Origin of the sequence: Streptomyces paromomycinus (assembly GCF_003865155.1) — a bacterium.
GTDB lineage: Bacteria > Actinomycetota > Actinomycetes > Streptomycetales > Streptomycetaceae > Streptomyces > Streptomyces chrestomyceticus.
In genome coordinates this window covers 5681728-5701652 of the sequence record NZ_BHZD01000001.1, presented here as the reverse complement: position 1 = coordinate 5701652, position 19925 = coordinate 5681728, and the positions used below count along the sequence as shown (strand labels likewise).

The 19925-nt window shown below is 72.6% G+C and carries 19 protein-coding genes; 13 read left to right on the top strand and 6 right to left on the bottom strand.

All coding sequences use genetic code 11. The annotated features are described in order from the left end of the window. The first annotated feature begins 37 nt into the window (after positions 1–37). The 7 genes from OEIGOIKO_RS24385 to OEIGOIKO_RS24350 all read left to right on the top strand — a co-directional run bounded on the left by OEIGOIKO_RS24385 (position 38) and on the right by OEIGOIKO_RS24350 (position 7524). Entirely contained in the window at positions 38–433 is a 396-nt protein-coding gene (locus OEIGOIKO_RS24385) for a hypothetical protein (protein ID WP_125055807.1), read from the top strand. 136 nt (positions 434–569) lie between these two features. After that, entirely contained in the window at positions 570–2189 is a 1620-nt protein-coding gene (locus OEIGOIKO_RS24380) for a cysteine peptidase family C39 domain-containing protein (protein WP_125055806.1), read from the top strand. Positions 2190–2197: 8 nt separating this feature from the next. After that, entirely contained in the window at positions 2198–3097 is a 900-nt protein-coding gene (locus OEIGOIKO_RS24375) for a hypothetical protein (RefSeq protein WP_125055805.1), read from the top strand. A gap of 53 nt (positions 3098–3150) precedes the next feature. Then, positions 3151–4302, top strand: a complete 1152-nt coding sequence (locus OEIGOIKO_RS24370) for a low temperature requirement protein A (RefSeq protein WP_125058907.1) — start codon at positions 3151–3153, stop codon at positions 4300–4302. Between the two features lie 348 nt (positions 4303–4650). Further along, positions 4651–5463, top strand: coding sequence for a L,D-transpeptidase family protein (locus tag OEIGOIKO_RS24360; protein ID WP_125055804.1), 813 nt, complete (start codon positions 4651–4653; stop codon positions 5461–5463). Positions 5464–5616: 153 nt separating this feature from the next. Next, on the top strand, positions 5617–6846 hold the full coding sequence (locus OEIGOIKO_RS24355; RefSeq protein WP_125055803.1) for a P1 family peptidase: 1230 nt from the start codon (positions 5617–5619) through the stop codon (positions 6844–6846). A gap of 54 nt (positions 6847–6900) precedes the next feature. Further along, a complete protein-coding gene (locus tag OEIGOIKO_RS24350; protein WP_246177514.1) occupies positions 6901–7524 on the top strand; it encodes a YIP1 family protein in 624 nt (207 codons plus the stop codon). 59 nt (positions 7525–7583) lie between these two features. Here the strand turns inward: OEIGOIKO_RS24350 and OEIGOIKO_RS24345 are convergent, their stop codons facing one another. Further along, complete coding sequence (locus OEIGOIKO_RS24345) at positions 7584–7850, bottom strand: hypothetical protein (protein ID WP_125055802.1); 267 nt, start codon at positions 7848–7850, stop codon at positions 7584–7586. Between the two features lie 407 nt (positions 7851–8257). On the opposite strand from OEIGOIKO_RS24345, the gene OEIGOIKO_RS24335 reads away from it, so the two are divergent. Both OEIGOIKO_RS24335 and OEIGOIKO_RS24330 read left to right on the top strand, forming a co-directional pair. Continuing rightward, on the top strand, positions 8258–9415 hold the full coding sequence (locus tag OEIGOIKO_RS24335) for a CaiB/BaiF CoA transferase family protein (RefSeq protein ID WP_125058905.1): 1158 nt from the start codon (positions 8258–8260) through the stop codon (positions 9413–9415). Between the two features lie 80 nt (positions 9416–9495). After that, entirely contained in the window at positions 9496–10770 is a 1275-nt protein-coding gene (locus OEIGOIKO_RS24330) for a L,D-transpeptidase (RefSeq protein WP_125055801.1), read from the top strand. A gap of 77 nt (positions 10771–10847) precedes the next feature. On the opposite strand, the gene OEIGOIKO_RS24325 is transcribed toward OEIGOIKO_RS24330, so the two are convergent. The 4 genes from OEIGOIKO_RS24325 to OEIGOIKO_RS24310 all read right to left on the bottom strand — a co-directional run bounded on the left by OEIGOIKO_RS24325 (position 10848) and on the right by OEIGOIKO_RS24310 (position 16012). Then, positions 10848–12845 (bottom strand): PTS fructose transporter subunit IIABC, encoded by a 1998-nt coding sequence (locus OEIGOIKO_RS24325; RefSeq protein ID WP_125055800.1) that lies wholly within the window; start codon positions 12843–12845, stop codon positions 10848–10850. A 96-nt stretch (positions 12846–12941) separates the two neighbouring features. Beyond that, a complete protein-coding gene (gene pfkB, locus OEIGOIKO_RS24320) occupies positions 12942–13889 on the bottom strand; it encodes a 1-phosphofructokinase (RefSeq protein ID WP_125055799.1) in 948 nt (315 codons plus the stop codon). Further along, a complete protein-coding gene (locus OEIGOIKO_RS24315) occupies positions 13886–14656 on the bottom strand; it encodes a DeoR/GlpR family DNA-binding transcription regulator (RefSeq protein ID WP_125055798.1) in 771 nt (256 codons plus the stop codon). The genes pfkB and OEIGOIKO_RS24315 overlap by 4 nt, the downstream gene beginning before the upstream one ends. 354 nt (positions 14657–15010) lie before the next feature. Then, positions 15011–16012: a sigma-70 family RNA polymerase sigma factor gene (locus tag OEIGOIKO_RS24310; protein WP_125055797.1), complete on the bottom strand. Its 1002-nt coding sequence runs from the start codon at positions 16010–16012 to the stop codon at positions 15011–15013. Between the two features lie 174 nt (positions 16013–16186). Here OEIGOIKO_RS24310 and OEIGOIKO_RS24305 point away from each other — a divergent pair, with 174 nt between their 5' ends. Then, positions 16187–16708: a GNAT family N-acetyltransferase gene (locus OEIGOIKO_RS24305; protein WP_125055796.1), complete on the top strand. Its 522-nt coding sequence runs from the start codon at positions 16187–16189 to the stop codon at positions 16706–16708. 114 nt (positions 16709–16822) lie between these two features. Further along, complete coding sequence (locus tag OEIGOIKO_RS24300) at positions 16823–17404, top strand: hypothetical protein (RefSeq protein ID WP_174857206.1); 582 nt, start codon at positions 16823–16825, stop codon at positions 17402–17404. Between the two features lie 105 nt (positions 17405–17509). Here OEIGOIKO_RS24300 and OEIGOIKO_RS24295 read toward each other — a convergent pair whose 3' ends face one another. Continuing rightward, positions 17510–18073, bottom strand: a complete 564-nt coding sequence (locus OEIGOIKO_RS24295) for a pyridoxamine 5'-phosphate oxidase family protein (protein WP_246177513.1) — start codon at positions 18071–18073, stop codon at positions 17510–17512. A gap of 154 nt (positions 18074–18227) precedes the next feature. Here OEIGOIKO_RS24295 and OEIGOIKO_RS24290 point away from each other — a divergent pair, with 154 nt between their 5' ends. Together OEIGOIKO_RS24290 and OEIGOIKO_RS24285 are read left to right on the top strand one after the other, a co-directional pair. Then, on the top strand, positions 18228–19283 hold the full coding sequence (locus OEIGOIKO_RS24290) for a questin oxidase family protein (RefSeq protein WP_125055795.1): 1056 nt from the start codon (positions 18228–18230) through the stop codon (positions 19281–19283). A 143-nt stretch (positions 19284–19426) separates the two neighbouring features. Further along, complete coding sequence (locus OEIGOIKO_RS24285) at positions 19427–19924, top strand: MarR family winged helix-turn-helix transcriptional regulator (protein ID WP_125055794.1); 498 nt, start codon at positions 19427–19429, stop codon at positions 19922–19924. Position 19925 lies beyond the last annotated feature (1 nt).

Here is a 19925-nt window from a genome sequence, read left to right as displayed (position 1 = left end):
GGCCGACACCACGTCACCAGAACAGGGCGAGCCAGCCATGACCGCATTCCCTCCGAAGACCGACGACGAACTGCTGCGCCTCGACGTGCCGTCCACGCTCCGCTTCGGCCTGCCCGCCGAGGGCCACGCCCGCCGCGTCCTCTTCGGCGACGGGGCGATCGCCGCCGCCGTGACGCTCGGCCGGCTCGGCGTGCTGCCCCGTTCCGTGGCCTACCTCGCGCGGGTCGTCCGTGCGGGCGGCGCCGCGTACGCCGCCGCCCTCGACCTGCCGCTGCCGGGCGAGACACCGGCCCGTACGGCCGGCGGCTGGCTCGCCGCCGCAGCGGGAGTCGCCGGAGGCGTGGACGACGACGAGACGCTCGCCCGCTGGTTCGAGGCGGTGGCCGCGCTGATGGAGCTGCGGCTGACCGCGGGCACCTCACCGGCACCGTAAGCACTCATAAGCATCCACTCGCACCAACAGCTCAGCACCACCAAATCAGCGCCACAGACACCACAAACACCACAGACACAACAGACACAACAGACACAACAGCAACAGCAGCACCACGGGGGAAAGGCGGCCCACCATGTCGGGCGAATCCACGACGGCACGGCGGGCCGAACTCGCCGAGCGGGTCAAGGGCATCGACGGTGCCGACAGCAAGAACGACCTGATGTCCGAGATCAAGAAGGCGCTCGCCGTGCAGGCGCCGTTCGGCAACCCCGCCTCGATCGAGAGCGTCGGCAAGAGCTACCGGGCCGCGGCCGACGCCTGCGCCCACGAGGTGCAGCCCCGCATCCGGAAGGTCGCCCAGGAGACCCTTCCGGACGCCTGGACCGGCACGACCGCGGTCAAGGCGGCGGACGTGGTGGCCGCGGCGGACCGGGCGGCGCAGCAGATGGCGGAAGCGTTCAGCAAGGCGGGCGGCGAGCTGATCCGGCTCGCGGACGCCGTACGGTCCGCCCAGGACACCGACCGCCGGGGCCGCCCCAGCCTGGAGGAGGCGCTGAGTCTGCTCGGCGGCGAGGACGGGTTCTTCGACGACATGTGGGAGGACGACGGCGAGGAGGACGCCAAGAACCGGGCGAAGAGCCTGGCCCAGACCGGCGTCGCCGACCTGCACAGAGCTGCCGTGACCGCCGACGACGCGGGGCGGGAGGCGGCGCGCGAGCTGAACAAGTACGCGGCGGAGGCCCGTTCCGGCAAGGTGACCGCCCAGGGCCTGACCGCCGCGGACAAGCTGATGCTCGCCGACACCTCCACCGTCGACGAGAACGACCCGGCCCGCGAGCAGAACGAGATCCTCACCAGCAACGATCTCCAGCGCTCCAGCCAGTACCTGAACAAGATGAGCGCCGCGGACCGGGCCGAGTTCGAGCGGATGCTCGCCGAGTCCAAGTCGCCCGAGGAACGCGCCTACCTGATGAAGGCGCTCGCCGCCGGCAACGGCCTCGACTCCGTACGCGGCTTCCGCGACAAGATCCACCCGCACGGCGACGACGAGGCGTGGCTGGCCGCCCACCTGACCCCGGTCGTCACCCAGGGCGACAGCAAGGACGACGAAGGGCTCAACGACGACGGGTCGAACGTCAACAAGGACACCGCGGCCTTCGACGGCCAGGCGTGGGCCCAGGGCGGCGACGGCCAGGAGGGCACCTGCGTGGCCTCCTCGACCGTCACCGCGCGGGCCATGGTCGACCCGGTCTACGCCCTGGGCCTCACGGGCGGCGAGTCGGGCCAGGAGAACGACCCCGAGGCGTTCCGCGAGCGGCTGGTGGACGAGCAGCACCGGGTGCACGAGGAGGGCGACGGCGGCCACGAGGGCTGGTTCGGCACCGGAGCGCCCAGCGGCATGGACAACGACGGCAAGACCGAGGTCGTCAACAAGGAGATCAGCCCGCACACGGGCGGTGCGTACGAGCTGCGCGAGACCGGCAGCGCGGACGCCCGCCGGGACGCACTGCCGGACATCGAGAAGGCGGTGGCCGAGGGCAAGCCCGTACCGATCGGCGTCGAGGGCTACAAGGACGGCGACCGCAGCGGCCACGCCATGATGATCGTCGGCCAGGAGGGCGACATGCTCCAGGTCTACAACCCGTGGGGGACCACGACCTGGGTCAGCGAGGACGACTTCGTCAACGGCCGGATGCAGAAGGCGTCCGACAACGACCTGCCGGACGCGTACGCCGTGCACGTACCGAAGTGAGCCGCCCGATGATGCGCACGACCGGCCCCCGGCCCGTACCCCGGAAACCCGCGTCCCGCGAGCCAGGCCCCCGGAAGCCCGCTCCCCGGCTGCGCGCCGCCGCCCTGGCCACGGCCGGCGCCGCGCTCGTCGCCCTGACGACGGGCGCGTGCGGCGGCACGTCGGACTGCTGCGTCAAGGCGCCGACCGCCTCGCCGTCGCCCACCGCACCGGGCGGGGTCCAGGAGTTCCCGTCCCAGGCGACGAGCCTGCGGGTACGGGCCGGTACGGACTTCGACATCGTGCTGCGGGCGGGCGGCGGCTGGCGGGTGGACGAGCCGAAGATCGAGGGCGCGGCGGTACGGCGACGGACCGGTCCCCCCGCTCCGCACGCCCGCGTACGGGCCGCCTTCCATGCCGTCGAGCCCGGCACCGCCCGCATCGTGCTGACCTCGGCGGACCGCGAGCGCACCATGACGTACCAGGTCACCGTCGGTACGGGACCGGCCACCGCACCGAGCGCGGCACCGAGTGCGGCGCACGGCGGCCTCGACCGGGGGCGCTCGCTGAGTACCGGTTTCGCGGCGGGTTCCGGCGGCGAGGTGACCGTCCGGCGCGGGGAACGCTTCTCGCTGCCGAACGCCTACTCGAACATTGCGGGCATCACCTGGCGGGTCGTCAGCCGCAGCTCCTCGGGCCCCGCTCCGCTGCTGAGCGACGTGCCGTACGTCGAAGGTGACGCGGCGGGCGACCGCACGGACTGGTACACCTTCTCGGCCGACCGGGCCGGCACCGCCGTCGTCGAGCTGTTCGGCTGCTACCGCTGTACGAACGGCGGCCCCGGCACCGGCACCGGCCCCGGCACCCCGGAATCGGCGGAGAGCCGCGCGTACTCCGCGACCAGAACGGTGCGGATCACCGTGCGCTGACCCCGCGCGTCTCATGACGCTTTTCGGCCGAGCGGACTGTACTGATCACCATGATGGCCCGAATGACAGCCCGCGGCCGCTCCGAGGCGCACCGCGCGGCCACCCCGCTGGAACTCTTTTTCGACCTGTGCTTCGTCGTGGCCGTCGCCCAGGCCGGGAAGCAGCTCGTCCACGCCCTCGCCGAGGGGCATCCGGGGCACGGCGTTCCCGGCTACCTGATGCTCTTCTTCGCCATCTGGTGGGCCTGGGTCAACTTCTCGTGGTTCTCGTCCGCGTACGACACCGACGACTCGCTGTACCGGGTGGTGACGCTCGTACAGATGGCGGGTGTCCTGATCCTGGCGGCGGGGGTGCCGCGCGCGTACGACGGTGACTTCGCGGTGGTCTGGTTCGGCTATCTGGTGATGCGGCTCGCGCTGGTGGCGCAGTGGCTGCGGGCCGCGCACGGCAGCACCGGCCCCGAGCGGACCACCGCGCTGCGCTATGCCGCCGGGGTGACGCTGTGCCAGGCCGGTTGGCTGGCCGTCCTGCTGTCCCCGGAGAATGTACGGCCGTGGGTGTTCCTCGCGCTGGCGGTCGCGGAGACGGCGGTGCCCACGGTGGCCGAGCGCGACCACCAGACGGCCTGGCATCCGCACCACATCGCGGAGCGGTACGGCCTGTTCGTCATCATCATGCTCGGCGAGACGGTCTCCGCCGCGACGATCGCGGTGCAGTCCGCGGTGGACGAGCAGGAGGAGCTGGGAAATCTGCTGCCCATCGCGGCGGGCGGGCTGCTGCTGATCTTCGCGGCGTACTGGATCTACTTCGCGGTCCCGATCCACCTGCACCTCTCCTCCAACCGCCAGGCGTTCCTCTGGGGTTACGGGCACTACCTGATCTTCGGCTCGGCGGCGGCGATCGGCGCGGGCATCGAGGTGGCGGTGGAGGAGTCGGTCGGCAAGGCGCACATCTCGCAGTTCGCGGCGTCGGCGTGCGTGACCGTGCCCGGCGCGCTGTTCATGTTCACCGTGTGGCTGATCCATTCCCGTCATCAGAAGCGGGGCCTGGCCCAGCAACTGGTCCTGCCGGTGTCCTCCGTACTGGTCCTGGCCTGCACCTTTGCGGGTCCTACGGCGGTGCTGTCGGCCGGGCTGGTGGCGTCGCTCACGGTCGCGGCGGGGGTGACACTGACTGCGCGGCAGGGGCAGGCGCTGGGCAACTGACCCGGGGTCCTGGGCCTTTGACCGCCTGCCCCCTGCCCCCTACCCCCTACCCCCCGCCTCTTGCCCCTCGCCCCTTGCCCCTTGCCCCTTGCCCCTTGCCCCCTGATCCTTGGTCCCTGGCCCTTCGCCCCCACACGTCAGTACGCTCGTACCGCGCACCAGCAGGCCCATGGAACCCATGGTTCCGGCCAAAGGGCCTGCGTTTTTCGGCCATTGCCCCCTCCTGACGCATGAACAGCACCAGGACCGGTACGGAGCATTTCCCCGAACGGTGTAGGGTGCAGATTGCCCGATTTATACCTGCGACAGCCCACCGGCCAGAGCCGACGGGCGAGGAGACGCCACGACATGGCTGCCCGCCACGCCCAGCCGGGCGGTACGCGAATAAGGATGACCCGTCGCGGCAAGGCCGTGAGCGGTCTCGCCCTGACCACCCTCGTGGGCACCGCACTGTGGGCCTGGCCCGCCTCCGGCGACGACCACGACGGCCACCGCGCCGACCAGGCCCGCCCGGCCCCGTCGGCACCGGACACCCCCGCGCACCACGTCACCGGCGGCACCACCGCACCGGCCCCGCGCGACATCCCGGGCCTGAGCGACGCCGCCCGCAAGCAGATCCCGGCCGAGTCCCGGCAGGTCCTGGTCGTCACGGGCCAGGGGCCGGACGCGCACGACTCCTCCGTCGTGCTCTACACCCGCGCCGAGCACTCGCAGGACTGGCGGCCCGGCACCCGCTGGGTGGCGCACAACGCCTCCCGCGGCTGGACCGAGGACCACCACTACGGCGACCTTCGCTCGCCCGAGGGCGTGTTCACGCTCAGCGACGCGGGCGGCAAGCTGGCACCGCCGGAGGGCACCAAGCTGCCGTACGACCGCAACAGCAGCTTCGTCGCGCACGGCACCGGCGTCGAAGGGGAGCCGCTGGGCGGCGCCTTCGACTACGTCATCGCCATCGACTACAACCGGGTCAAGGGCTCCTCGCCCCTGGACCAGCGGCGTCCGCAGGGTGCCGCGAAGGGCGGCGGCGTCTGGCTGCACGTCGATCACAACGGGCCCACGCAGGGCTGCATCAGCCTCAAGCCCGAGGTGATGCAGGAGTTGTTGCGGACGCTGGACCCGGCCCAGCACCCGGTCGTCGTGATGGGCCCGGCGGGCCACTGACCCCGCCCGCGTCGGACGGGCAGGCCACCGACAGCGCCCCGGCAGGGCCTCGACAGCCCCCGGTCCGGGGAGCCGGCCCCGCCCGGTGGGGCCCGGCCGAAAGCCCCGCCGCTCCCCGTACCGCTCCGGCTTCACACGTGGTACGCATGTGCCATGGCCGACGCCGCTCAGCAGTCGCACGACGAAGCCGCTCCCCGCGCCTCCCTCTCCGCTCCCGAGGAGGCCCCGCAACGCCCCGGCCCCCGTGACGCGTTGACCGACGTCACCGGCCTGCGGGTCGGCCACGCGCAGCGCCTCGGCGACGGGCGGCTGACGGGCACCACCGTCGTCCTGGCGCCCGAGGGCGGTGTCATCGCCGCCGTGGACGTGCGTGGCGGCGGCCCCGGCACCCGGGAGACGGATGCCCTGGACCCGCGCAACCTCGTCCAGCACATCGAGGCGGTCGTCCTGACCGGCGGCAGCGCCTTCGGCCTGGACGCCGCCTCCGGGGCGGTGGCCTGGCTGGCGGAGCAGGGCCGCGGCTACCGCGTCGGCCCGGACCCGGCGCAGGTCGTTCCCGTCGTACCGGCAGCGGCCCTGTTCGACCTGGGGCGCGGCGGCGACTGGTTCGCCCGCCCGGACGCCGCGCTGGGCCGCGCCGCCATCGAGGACGCCGCCACCACGGCGCTGAACGCGCCCGTACGGGAGGGCAACACCGGCGCCGGTACGGGCGCGGTGGCCGGCGGCGTCAAGGGCGGCGTCGGCACCGCGAGCGTGGTCCTGCCGTCGGGCGTCACGGTCGCCGCACTGGCGGCCGTCAACGCGGCGGGGTCGGTGGTCGATCCGCGTACCGGTGTGCTGTACGGGCGGTACGGGGACGTGTGCGAGGAGTTGGCGCGCGCGGTGCCGGAAGACGGCGCCGGACGGCTGACCCCGGGGGCGCCCTCCGGCCTGCCCTCCCCCGGCGCGCACGCCCGCGCGCGGCACCGTCTCGCCGAGGCCCGTACCGCTTCCGAGCGACGTTCGGCCGTCTCCGCGCGCCCGCCCCTGAACACCACCCTCGCCGTCGTCGCGACCGACGCGGCCCTCACCCGCGCCCAGGCCCAGAAACTGGCGGGCACCGCGCACGACGGGCTGGCCCGCGCCGTCCGCCCGGCGCACCTGCTCACCGACGGCGACACGGTCTTCGCGCTGGCCACCGGTGACCGGCCGCCGGCGTCGGAAGCGACCGCCGCCGACCCGACGTCCGGGGCGCTCTCCGAGACCGCCGCCCTCAACGAGATCCTGGCCGCGGGGGCCGACGTGCTGGTCCGCGCGGTGGTCAAGGGCGTACTGGCGGCGGAGACGGTGGACACCGCGGGCGGCTGCTTCCCGTCGTACCGCGACCTCTACCCGTCACCGTGAGCGTCGCCTACCCGTCGCAGCCGTCCTCCTGACACCGGTGGTAGAACGGGCCTTATGTCCGTGCCGCCGCCTCCCCCCACGCTCGTCCAGCCATCGCCCAGGAAGAACCCGGGCCCGCCGCAGCCGCCGAAGCGGCGCCGGCGGCTGTGGTGGCACCGTCTGTTCCTCGGGCTCTGGTACCGGCCCGTCGAGGTGATGGACGAGGCGCGCGACCGCAGCGCCTGGAGTGCGGCCGTCCTGCTGTGCCTGATCAGCGGCGCCCTCGGCATCGTGTCGGTGGACGCCTTCCGCAAGCAGTGGGCGCTGGACCAGCGGGACGCTCTGGAGCTGGCGGCCGTCGCGGAGGCGGGCGTCCTGCTCGCCAGCCTCGCGCTGGGCGTGGTCACCCACGCCATAGCGCGCACGATCGGCGGGAACGGCAGGTTCGAGCCGACGGTCAGCCTGTTCGTCGTGCTGTTCTGGGTCACCGACCTGCCGCGGCTGGTGCTGGCCACCTGGCTGCCGCACGGCTCGACGCTCGTGCAGGCCGTGGCCTGGACGACCTGGGGCTTCGGTTATCTGCTGGCCATCCTGCTCATCCGGGGCCAGCACCATCTGTCCACCGTCAAGGCGGCGGTGGCGGTGGCGGTGCAGATGCTGACCTCGCTGGCGCTGCTGAAGCTGGGGCCGGTGCGCTGAAGCCGGTACGCCAGGACGGACGCTGAAGGCCGGCCCGGCCCAGTGCCGCTCAGTGCCGCTCAGTGGCGCTCGTTGCCGTCCAGTTGCCGTACGAGTCCGGCGAACGCCTCGCGCTCGGCGGCGCTCAGCTCCACGCGCTCGGACGGCGGCCCGGCCGGGCCGGTCTGCCGCGGGACCGCGCGCAGCAGCGGTCTCGTGCCGTTCCCGGCCGGAGCCCCGAAACGGTGCCGGCGCACGAGCCGGGCCTGGCTCACGGCCCATCCCACGGTGACGGTGAGCAGGATGGCCAGGCCGATCTGCTGGAGGAGCGGAACGGAGGGGAGCATGCGGTCCTCCAGGTCGGGTGCGCGACGGTGCGGTTCCGGGCCCGTGCGGGCCCCGGCGGGCGGACTTCAGTAGTAGACACCATGTCAGGGACTTCCGTCAGGGGATTCAACGGACTTACACCCCACACGTGACGTAACTCCCACACCGCTCGCACACCTCCGCACCTCCCGCCCGGCCTCCCCACGTTCCCCGCACACCGCCGCACGCCGACGCCCCCTTCCCCTCGCCCAAGATCGTCCACGAGCATGTGGCACACCGCCCTCCCGACGCGAGGAGTACGCACGTGCCGCAGCCGATCGCGCCCCGCACCGCCCAGGAGACGCCCGCCGCCCCGACAGCCCCGGCCCGCACCGCCCAGGAGGCGCCCGCCGCCCCGACAGCCCCGGCCCGCACCGCCCCCAAGGCCCTGGAAGGCGTCCTCGTGGCCGACTTCAGCCGTGTCCTGGCCGGCCCGCTGGCCGCCGCCACACTGGCCGACCTGGGTGCCGACGTGGTCAAGGTGGAGCGGCCCGGCTCCGGTGACGACACCCGTTCCTGGGGGCCGCCCTTCTGCGCCGACAGCACGGCCGCGTACTTCGACGCCGCCAACCGCTCCAAACGCGGCCTCGCCCTGGACCTTTCCGACCCCGGCGACGCGGCGGCCGCCCGCGAACTGGCCCGCCGGGCCGACGTACTGATCGAGAACTTCCGGCCCGGCGCGCTCGCCCGTTACGGGCTGGACCCGGCGGCCACCCTCGCCGCCCACCCGGGCCTGGTGCACTGCTCGATCACCGGGTTCGGCTCCGGCGAGGGCGCCCGCCTGCCGGGCTACGACTTCGTCGTACAGGCCGTCGGCGGTCTGATGAGCATCACCGGCGAACCCGGCGGCCCGCCCCTGAAGGCGGGCGTCGCGCTCGTCGACGTGCTGACCGCGAAGGACGCCGCCACCGCCGTCTTGGCCGCGCTGCGCCACCGCGACCGTACGGGGCAGGGCCAGCACGTCGAGGTCAACCTGTTGTCCTCGCTGCTCGGTTCGCTGGTCAACCAGGCGACCGGGCACCTGGCCACCGGCCGCGACCCCGGCCCGATGGGCAACCGGCACCCGAGCATCGCCCCGTACGAGACGCTGGCCTGCCGGGACGGCGAGCCGCTGGCCGTCGCGGTCGGCAACGACCGGCAGTTCCGGGCGCTGGCGCAGGCGCTCGGTGCGCCCGGCCTCGCCGACGACGAGCGGTTCGCGCGCAATCAGGACCGGGTACGGCACCGCGCCGAACTGGTCGGGGAGCTGGAGAAGCGACTGGCGGCCGAGACGCCCGCGGTCTGGACCGAGCGGCTGACCGCCGCGTCGGTGCCGTGCGGGCCGGTCAACTCCGTCGGCGAGGCCCTGGCGCTGGCCGAACGGCTCGGCCTGGACCCGGTCGTGCCGGTCGGCGCCGGCCGGACCCCGCAGGTGCGCAGCCCGCTGCGGCTGTCCGCCACGCCGGTCGTCGCCCCGCACGCCCCGCCCGCCCTGGACGAGCACGGCGACCCCTTGCGCGCCTGGCTGTCCGGCCCGGACGACACACCCCCGCCACCCCTTACGTGACGTTCATCACAACAGTTCGGGGAGTGCAACCAAACCCGCCCGTAGTTGCTGTTTACCAGCACTGACGACAACACCCTTGCATGGAGCAGCCCGTGACAATGCCGGACAACACCGCGCCGCCCGCACCGTCCCGCGCCAAGCGCCGGCTGCGTCGGGGTCTCGCGGCGGCCTCCCTCCTGACCGCCGGTGCCCTGGCCCTGTCCGCGTGCGGCGGCGATGCCTCGGCGGGCGGCAACGACGGCAAGGGGCAGGCGGGCGCGGACGCCGCGGCCGCCAAGGACGCCTCCGAGGCGAAGATCTCGGTCACCTCGAAGGACGGCGCCACCGACGCCAGCATCAACGACACCGGTGTGAAGGTCAGCGGCGGCAAGCTGACCGACGTGAAGCTGGTACAGGCGGACAACGGGGCGGCGGTCAAGGGCGCGATATCCGCCGACGGTTCGTCCTGGAAGCCGTCGGCGCAGCTGGAGCGCGGGACGAAGTACAAGCTGGTGGCCAACGCCAAGGACGGCAAGGGCCGGCCGGCCACCGAGAACGCCACCTTCACCACCGTCTCGTCGAAGAACAGCTTCATCGGCTCCTACACGCCCGACGGCGGCAAGACCGTCGGCGTGGGCATGCCGGTGTCCTTCACCTTCGACAAGGCGATCAGCAACAAGAAGGACGTCCAGTCGCACATCACGGTGACCTCCAGCAGTGGCCAGAAGGTGGTCGGTCACTGGTTCGGCGCCCAGCGCCTGGACTTCCGCCCGGAGCAGTACTGGAAGGCCGGGTCCAAGGTCACGCTGAAGATCGACCTGGACGGGGTCAAGGGCGGCCAGGGCATCACCGGCGTGCAGTCCAAGACGGTGTCCTTCACCATCGGCCGCTCCCAGGTCTCGACCGTCGACATGAACACCCAGACCATGACGGTGGTCCGGGACGGCAAGACGGTGAAGTCGATCCCGATCTCCGGCGGCAGCGCGAAGAACCCGACGTACAACGGCCAGATGGTCATCTCGGAGAAGTTCACGCAGACCCGCATGGACGGCTCGACGGTCGGCTTCGGCGGTGAGTACGACATCAAGGACGTCCCGCACGCGATGCGGCTGTCCAGCTCCGGCACGTTCATCCACGGCAACTACTGGGGCAGCCCGTCGATCTTCGGCAAGGCCGGCACCAGCCACGGCTGCGTCGGCCTCCAGGACAACCGGGGCGGCGGTGGCGACACCCCGGGCAAGTGGTTCTTCGAGAACTCGCTCATCGGTGACGTCGTGGTCGTCAAGAACTCCCCCGACAAGACCGTGAAGCCGGACAACGGCCTCAACGGCTGGAACATGTCGTGGAGCGCGTGGCAGGCGGGCAGCGCGGGCTGATTCCGCGTAGGGCCTCCGGGCCCTGTACGGCATGACGGTGGCCGGTCCCCGGGCGGGGGCCGGCCACCGTCGTTCCGTCAGGCCGCCACCGGAGTGCTCTCGGCCGGAGCCTGGGCCGGTCCGGCCGCCACCTCGGGGGCGACCGGCTTGCGCAGTCCCTTCAGGAGGATCACCAAGGCGGCGGTGACCGCCGTACCGGCCAGCACGGCCACCAGGTAGAGCAGCGGCTGCCCGATCAACGGCACCACGAAGACGCCGCCGTGCGGGGCCCGGAGCGTGCAGCCGAACGCCATCGACAGGGCGCCGGTCACCGCGCCGCCCGCCATCGCGGACGGGATGACACGCAGCGGGTCGGCCGCCGCGAACGGGATCGCGCCCTCGGTGATGAACGACGCGCCCAGCACCCAGGCGGCCTTCCCGTTCTCCCGCTCGGTACGGGTGAACAGGCGGCCGCGTACGGTCGTGGCCAGCGCCATCGCCAGCGGGGGCACCATGCCGGCCGCCATCGCCGCGGCCATCACCTTCAGGCTGCCGTCGTTGGGGTCGGCGAGGCCGCCCACGGCGAACGCGTACGCCACCTTGTTGAGCGGGCCGCCGAGGTCGAACGTCATCATCAGCCCGAGGATGACGCCCAGGATGACGGCGTTGGCGCCGGAGAGCCCGCTCAGCCAGTCGGTCAGCGCCTTCTGGAGCGCGGCGATCGGCTTGCCGACCACCAGGAACATCAGGAAGCCGACGACCGCCGACGAGATCAGCGGAATGACGACGACCGGCATGATCCCGCGCAGCGCGGGCGGCACCGCGACCCGCTGGACCGCCATCACCACCGCGCCCGCGATCAGACCGGCGATCAGCCCGCCGAGGAACCCCGCGTTGACGGTCAGGGCGATCGCGCCGCCGACGAAGCCCGGCACCAGTCCCGGCCGGTCGGCCATGCCGTACGCGATGAAGCCCGCCAGTACGGGGACGAGGAAGCCGAACGCGACGCCGCCGATCTGGAAGAGCAGCGCCGCCCAGCTCGCGGACTCGCTCCACACGAAGTGCTCGGCGACGGACGGCGCCTTGTCGATGCCGTACCCGCCGATCGCGAAGCCCAGGGCGATCAGCAGGCCGCCCGCGGCGACGAATGGGACCATGTAGCTGACGCCGGTCATCAGCCACTTGCGCAGCCGCGTGGCGAAGCCGTCGCCCGCCTCGCCGTCGCGGTCCATCGGCGCGGCACCGGCCGCGGCGGGAGTGGTGGTGTCGCCGCGCGCGGCCTTCTCGCGCACCTCGGCGATCAGCTCGGCGGGCCGGTTGACGCCCGCCTTCACCCCGACGTCGACCGTCGGCTTCCCGGCGAACCGCGCCCGGTCCCGTACCTCCACGTCGTGCGCGAAGATCACGCCGTCCGCAGCGGCCACGACCTCCGGGTCCAGCCGCTCGAACCCGGCCGACCCCTGCGTCTCCACGACCAGTTCGACCCCGGCCTCCTTGCCCGCCTTGGCCAGCGCTTCGGCGGCCATGTAGGTGTGGGCGATGCCGGTGGGGCAGGAGGTGACGGCGACGATGCGGAAGGGGGCGGCGGGAGGAGACGTTTCCTCCGGGGCGGGGGCCGCCTCAGCGGTTGCCGCGGGTACGGACGCGGCCTCCGGCTCGTCGCCCCGGATCAGCGCCGCTGCCGCCGCCGGATCGTCCGCCGCCCGCAGCGCCCCCGTGAACTCCTCGTCCATCAGATGCCGGGCCAGCGTCGACAGGATCGACAGGTGGTCGGCGTCGCCGCCCGCCGGGGCCGCGATCAGGAAGACCAGATCGGCGGGGCCGTCCGCAGCGCCGAAGTCGATGCCGGCGGCGCTGCGCCCGAAGGCGAGCGTCGGCTCGGTGACATGTGCGCTGCGGCAGTGCGGTATGCCGATGCCGCCGTCCAGGCCGGTCGGCATCTGGGCCTCGCGCGCGGCCACGTCCGCGAGAAAGCCCGCCAGGTCGGTGACCCGGCCGAGCGCGGCCATCCGCTCGGCCAGCGACCGCGCGGCCGCTTCCTTGGTCTCGGCGGACAGGTCGAGATCGACCAGTTCCGCGGTGATCAGCTCACTCATCGCGGGCTCCTTCGCTCGCATCAAGTCCCTGCAAACTCAGCCCGTCCGGCGTTTGAGGACGAGCGAAGCGACAACACGTGAGCCGGCCCGGGGCGTTCACCCCACCGGTTCCCGCAACTCCAGCCCCAGCGGCACGGTGACGCCCACCAGAACCGCCGAAGGATCGAGATCCTTCGGCGCCGGCATGGCGCTGCCGGGCAGCTGCACGGCAGCCGCCCCGTAGGCCACGGCCGCGGTCAGGGCCCGTACGCCCGTGCCGCCCGCCGCCAGGAACCCGGCCAGCGACGCGTCGCCCGCGCCGACGTTGCTGCGTACGGCCGAGACCGGCGCGGAGGCGAAGTGCTCCCCGTCCGCGTCGACCAGTAGTTGCCCGTCGGCGCCGAGGGAGGCGAGCACCGCGCCCGCGCCCAGGGCGCGCAGTTCGCGCGCGGCCTCGACGGCGTCGCCGACGGTGCGCAGCGGCCGGCCGACCGCCTGGGCCAGCTCCTCCGCGTTCGGCTTGACGACGTCCGGCCGGGCCCGCAGCGCGGCGGTCAGCGACGGCCCGGACGTGTCCAGCGCGATCCGGGCCCCGGCCCGGTGCACCTGGGCGACCAGCTCCGCGTACCAGGAGGGGGCCAGGCCGCGCGGCAGGCTGCCGCAGCAGGCGATCCAGTCCGCTCCGGCCGAGCGGGTCCGTACGGTGTCCAGCAGCGCACGGGACTCGTCCGCCGTCAGTTCGGGGCCCGCCGCGTTGATCTTCGTCAGGGTGCCGTCCGGTTCGACGGCGGAGATGTTCGACCGGGTCTGGCCGGTCACCGGCACGCCCGCGACCTCGATGCCCTCCGCCCCGAGCAGGCCGCTCAGCGCCGCGCCCGCCGGTCCGCCGAGCGGCAGCACGGCGAGGGTGCGGTGCCCGGCGGCGGCCACGGCGCGGGAGACGTTGACGCCCTTGCCGCCCGGGTCGATCCGGTCCGCGGTGGCCCGCAGCACGGCGCCGCGCTCCAGCGCCGGGATCTCGTACGTCCGGTCCAGGCTGGGATTGGGGGTGACGGTGAGGATCATGCGCGCACTACTTCCGTGCCCGCGCGCTCGATGGCGAGGGCGTCGTCGGGGCTGAGCCCGGTGTCGGTGACGAGCAGGTCCACGTCGTCCAGACCGCCGAAGCGGGCGAAGTGCACCTGCCCGAACTTGCTGCTGTCCGCGACGAGCACGACGCGTCGCGCGGCGGCGACCGCCGCCCGCTTCACGGCGGCCTCCGCGAGGTCGGGGGTGGTCAGGCCGCCCTCCAGGGAGAAGCCGTTGGTCGCCAGGAAGACCACGTCGGCGTTGATCTCGCGGTAGGCGCGCAGCGCCCAGTCGTCGACGGCGGCCCGCGTACGGTGCCGGATGCGGCCGCCGACGAGGTGGAGGGTCAGCCCGGGGTGGTCGGCCAGCCGGGCGGCGACCGGGAGCGCGTGCGTGACGACGGTCAGCTCGGCCTCCAGCGGCAGCTCGGCGGCGATCCGGGCGGCCGTGGTGCCCGCGTCGAGGATCACGCTGCCGGGCGCGGACCCGCCGGGCAGCTCCGCAAGGGCGGCCCGCGCGATGCGCTGCTTCTCGCCGGCGGCGACGGTGTCCCGTTCGGCGAGGTCCGGCTCGAAGTCCAGACGCCCGGCGGGGATGGCGCCGCCGTGCACCCGGCGGACCAGACCGGCCCGGTCCAGGGCCTTCAGGTCCCGGCGTACGGTCTCGGCGGTGACCTGGAACTCCTCGGCGAGCGAGAGGACGTCGACCCGTCCGCTCTCCCGCGCGAGGCGCAGGATCTCCTGCTGCCGCTCCGCTGCGTACATGTGACTTCGCGCCTGCCTCGTGCCCGACTGTGTGGTTTCGAGCCAAAGGTACGTCCGGATCGACGAGAAGTAAACACATCCGGGCACGCAACAAAAGCAAACGGGCATGAGGGTATGAGGGTATGAGTGGACAGCAAAGAGCCCCGGCGCCGAGGGGGGGTTCGGCACCGGGGCTCGTCTATGGGGGAAGGGGTCGGATCGGGTCGGGTCGGACCCGATCGGGCGCAGGCTGCCGCCCCTCACCGGGTCAGGCCACCACTGACCAGCAGGAGGAACACCGGCGGAACACCGGCGGAACACAGCCACCACGTCCACCACCGGGCCGCAGACAGCGACCCCGCGGCTCCGCGGCCGTTACGCCGCCGCGTCGAACCCCGTGTCGCGCGCCATCCGCTTCAGCTCCAGCAGCGCGTGCTTCTCTATCTGCCGGATGCGCTCGCGCGTCAGGCCGTGCTGCTTGCCGACCTCGGTGAGGGTCCGCTCACGGCCGTCCTCGATGCCGTACCGGGCCTTGATGATCGAGGCCGTACGGTGGTCGAGCCGGTCGATCAGATCCTCCAGCTCCTCGCTGCGCAGCAGCGTCAGGACGGACTGCTCGGGCGAGGCCGCGGAGGTGTCCTCCAGCAGGTCGCCGAACTGGGTGTCGCCCTCGTCGTCGACGGACATGTTCAGGCTGACCGGGTCGCGGGCCCAGTCCAGGACGTCGGTGACGCGCTCGGGCGTGGAGCCCAGCTCCTGGGCGACCTCGGCGGGCTCCGGGTCGCGGCCGTTCTCCCGGTTGAACTCGCGCTGGACGCGGCGGATGCGGCCCAGCTCCTCCACGAGGTGGACGGGCAGCCGGATGGTGCGCGACTGGTCCGCGATGGAGCGGGTGATGGCCTGGCGGATCCACCACGTGGCGTACGTGGAGAACTTGAAGCCCTTCGCGTAGTCGAACTTCTCGACCGCGCGGACCAGGCCAGCGTTGCCCTCCTGGATCAGGTCGAGCAGGGGCAGGCCGGCGCGCGGGTAGCGGCGGGCGACCGCCACGACCAGGCGCAGGTTGGAGCGGATGAAGATGTCCTTGGCCTTCTCGGCCTCTTCGGCCAGCGCTTCGAGCTCCTCGCGGGTGCCGCCGGCGGCGTTGCCGTCATCGACGGTTCCGTCGAGGATCTGCCGGGCGTAGACGCCCGCCTCGATGGTCTGGGACAGCTCGACCTCCCTGGCGGCGTCGAGCAGGGGTGTTCGCGCGATCTCGTCGAGGTACATGCCGACCAGGTCGCGGTCGGCGATCTCCCCGCCTACGGCGCGAACACTGTTGGCCCCGTCAGCACCGCTGCTGGTGGCCTGACGTCGGGCGACGGCACGGGTTGCCATGCGTGTGCTCCCTTTGCGATGAGTCGGTCGCGGGATGGTGGCGGTGGGACACCGGGTGCGAGACCCGAGTACCCCTTCCGAAGGAAACAACGGCTGGAATCCGGACAGAATTCCCCTGCCGAGCACCTATTTTCGTGATCATGCAGTACCCTGCATCCCCACCAAGGGGGTCGGATGTCTCCGGAGTACCGGGAAGTGCAGGTCAGGGCGGCAACCGAGGCCGACCTCGGCAGCCTCACGGACCTCTACAACCACTACGTCCGTGAGACGCCCATCACCTTCGACACGGAGCCCTGCACCCCCGAGCAGCGCCGCTCGTGGTTGCTCTCCCACCCTGAAGACGGCCCGCACCGTCTTCTGGTTGCCCGGGACCGGACGTACCGGAGTCTTTTGGGTTATGTGACCAGTACGCCTTTCCGGATCAAGCCGGCCTATGCCACCTCGGTGGAGGTCAGTGTCTACTGCGCGCGCGAGGTCGTCGGGCGCGGCGTCGGCACGCTGCTGTACAAGGCGCTGTTCGAAGCGCTGGCGGACGAGGACGTGCACCGCGCGTACGCGGGCATCGCCCTGCCCAACGAGGCATCGGTCCGGCTGCACACCCGTTTCGGTTTCCGGCACGTCGGTACGTACGGCGAGGTCGGCCGCAAGTTCGGCCGCTACTGGGACGTCGCCTGGTACGAGAAGCGTCTGGACTGAGCGGGTGGGCGCCCCACCACGGACCGGCGACGGGGCCGGAACCGGCCCCTCCAGTTGACGGTGGCGAGGCCCGGGTGTCGCCTGGAAGACGGGGGCGAGTGAGAGGAGCCCGTCATGGAGACACCCGTCCACCGGCACGGCGCCACCGCGGACCCGCAGTCCGGGGCCACGTCCCGGCCCCAGGCCGCAGCGCATGAAAACGCACCCGGCTCCGCCTCCGAGCGGGGCTCCGGCTCCAAGCGGCGCGGCATGTCCACCACCGCGCTGGCTCTGCCCGTCGCCGCCGCGGCCCTCTACGGTCTGTGGACCGCCTTCGTCGACCGCACCAGCGGCTCCTCACTGGGTCACGCCTGGCTGCTGGGCCTGATCGCGGCCGTCGTCAGCGGCGTGCTCGGGCTGGCGCTGGTGAGCATCCAGTCGACGCTGATCACCGAGGTGCGGGCACTGGCGTACGGAGCGCTCTTCGGCACCGCGACGGGCTACCTGTACAGCATCTCCCACACGACCGGCCCGTCCATCCTGGAGTCGGTGCGGATGGGGCTGGTCCTGGGCGCGGTGATGTTCGTCGTCTCCCTGTACGTCTTCCGCACCCACCGCACCCGCGAGCCCCACGGCGAACACCGGCCGCGTGGAGGGCATCTGACGCATCGGTCCCAGGGAGCGCACCGGGCACACCAGCCGCATCCGACCCGATGAGAGGCGAACCCCGTGCGACTCCGTCCGGCTCCGTACGGCTGCACCCGGCTCCGTACGGCTGCACCCGGCTCCGTGCGGTTCCGTCCGGACGACCGCGCGGTCGTCCTACGCGGACGCGACGGTGACCTCGGGCGGCTCGTCACCGTTCCCCCGCCGGATGACGCGCAGGGGGCCGCCGGGCCGCCAGGCCTCCAGCACGATGTGCGGGTCCTCGACGTACGTACGGACCACCTCGGTCAGTTCCGCCCGGAACAGGTGGAACGGCTCCGGCGGCTTCGCCGCGTCCACGTAGCGCGCGAGCACCGCCGGGTCGGTCACCTCCACGGCCCGGCCGGCGACCCGTACGTCGCCGCCCGCCATGTCCGTCCCCGGCCCCGGGTTGGCGTGCAGCGCGAACCGGGGATCACGCCGCAGGTCCAGTGCCTTGCGGGAGTTGGCCATCATGCCCAGCCACAGTTCACCGGACCGGATGTCCGCCTCGATGCCGCTGAGACGCGGTGAGCCGTCGGCGCGCAGCGTCCCGAGGACGTGATGCCGGTACGCCGCGAAGCGCGCCTCCACCTGGCCCGCCAACTCCGGCTGCGCGGCCAGGAATCCCGCCCAGTCCGCGCCTTCGGCCGTCCGGCCAGGACGGTCGCCGCTGCTCGTTCCTGTCTTGTCGCTCGTCATGCGCCCAGCGTCCCTTCCATACCCGACATCTCCTGTCCGGTATGAGGAACGAGGTGGTGGCCGCGACCGCACCCGGCCTTACGACCATCGCCGTACAGCGGCCTAGGACCGGCGTCCGTTACGGAGGTCCGGCGCCCCGCCTAGCCTCGGCGGCATGGACTTGAGCAGCGGAATTCTCGACGAGGCTCTTGAGCGCCTGCACACCTCGGGCCCCGAATTCGAGGGGTTTCTCGCCAATCACGGGCCGATGGCGGTGGAGGCCCTGGTCCGGCACGGGCAGGCGGGTTCCGTCCACCGCTGGCTCGATCATTACGCGACGAAGCTGGCGGAGGTGCCGAGTCCGCAGGAGACGGTCTCGGACGCCGACTGGCGGGCGGCGCTGGGAGATCCGCGCCGGGTCACCGACTGGACCGCGTACTTCTCCCGGCTGGTCGCCGAGCGCCCGTGGCGGGACGTGCTCGCCGAGTGGTGGCCTCGGCTGCTGCCGGGCATCGCCGGTGCCGCGACGCATCCCGTCATCCGGGTGGGACATGTCGTACGGACGCTTCTGGAGGACGGTGAGGAGGCGCCTCGGGTCGCGGAGCTGGCGCACGCGCTCGGTTACTGGGCGGCGCGCCACACCACGCTGCCCGTCACGGTGCACCCCGCCGGCACCGCCTCCCCCGACGAGGCGCTGGCTGCCCTCCCGCGCATCGCCGACCAGCGGGTTCTGCCGCTCGACGGCCTGGCCCAGCTCCCCGGTACGCCGGGCTGGACGTCCGCGGCGGACTCGCTGCGCGTGCCGTACGAGGACCCGGACGCCGTCCGCGAACAGCTCGCCGCGCTCGTCCGGGCCGCCGTGCACCGCTATCTCGACCACGGGCACGGCAACGGTGTCCTGATGGTGCACACCGCCACCGCCCCGAACGCCGTGCTGCGCACCCTGCCCGCGCTCCCCCGCGAGCTGTGGGCGATGTCGCTCGGCGCGGCGTGGGCGGCGAGTGCCGCGATCACTTCGGTGTACGGGGCCGGTGAGGCACTGCCGCCACTGGAGGGGGCCGGGACGCTCGTCCCGGAGGACGTGTTCGAGCGTTCCGCCCGGCACGGCGACGAGCACGTCATCAAGATGACCGACACCGCGTTGGACGTGGCGGCCTCGGCCGCGGACGGTGACGACCGGGCGCTGGCGGCCGCCGTGCGCGCCCAGCGGCTGATTTCCGCCGTTTCCTGAACGGATTGCCATGGGTTGCGGCCGTTCCAGAGCGTTCCTGAAAAAACCGGTACCCCAGGGACAACGGCTCACCTGCGCATTTCTCGCCCGTCACCCTTAGTTAAATCTTCAAGAAATGGTGGAGCGGTGAGACAGTGGATGGTATGAGCACCGAACCCGCAGGTGAGCCTCGCTGGCTCAGCGACGAAGAGCAGTACGCCTGGCAGTCGTACCTGCACGCCACCACGCTCCTGGAGGACCACCTCGACCGCCAGCTCCAGCGTGACGCAGGCATGCCGCACGTCTATTACGGGCTGCTCGTCCAGCTCTCCCAGGCCCCCCGGCGCCGGTTGCGGATGACCGAACTGGCCCAGAACGCCAAGATCACCCGCTCCCGGCTCTCGCACGCCGTGGCCCGCCTGGAGAAGAGCGGCTGGGTCCGGCGCGAGGACTGCCCCTCCGACAAGCGCGGCCAGAACGCCGTCCTCACCGACGAGGGCCTGCGCGTCCTGGAGAAGGCCGCTCCCGGCCATGTCGCCGCCGTGCGGGCGGCGATATTCGACCGGCTCAGCCCCGAGCAGGTCGGCCAGCTGGCCGCCATCTGCCGCACGGTGGCGGACGGCCTGCAACCCGACGGCGCCGACCTGCCCTGGCTCCGCTGAG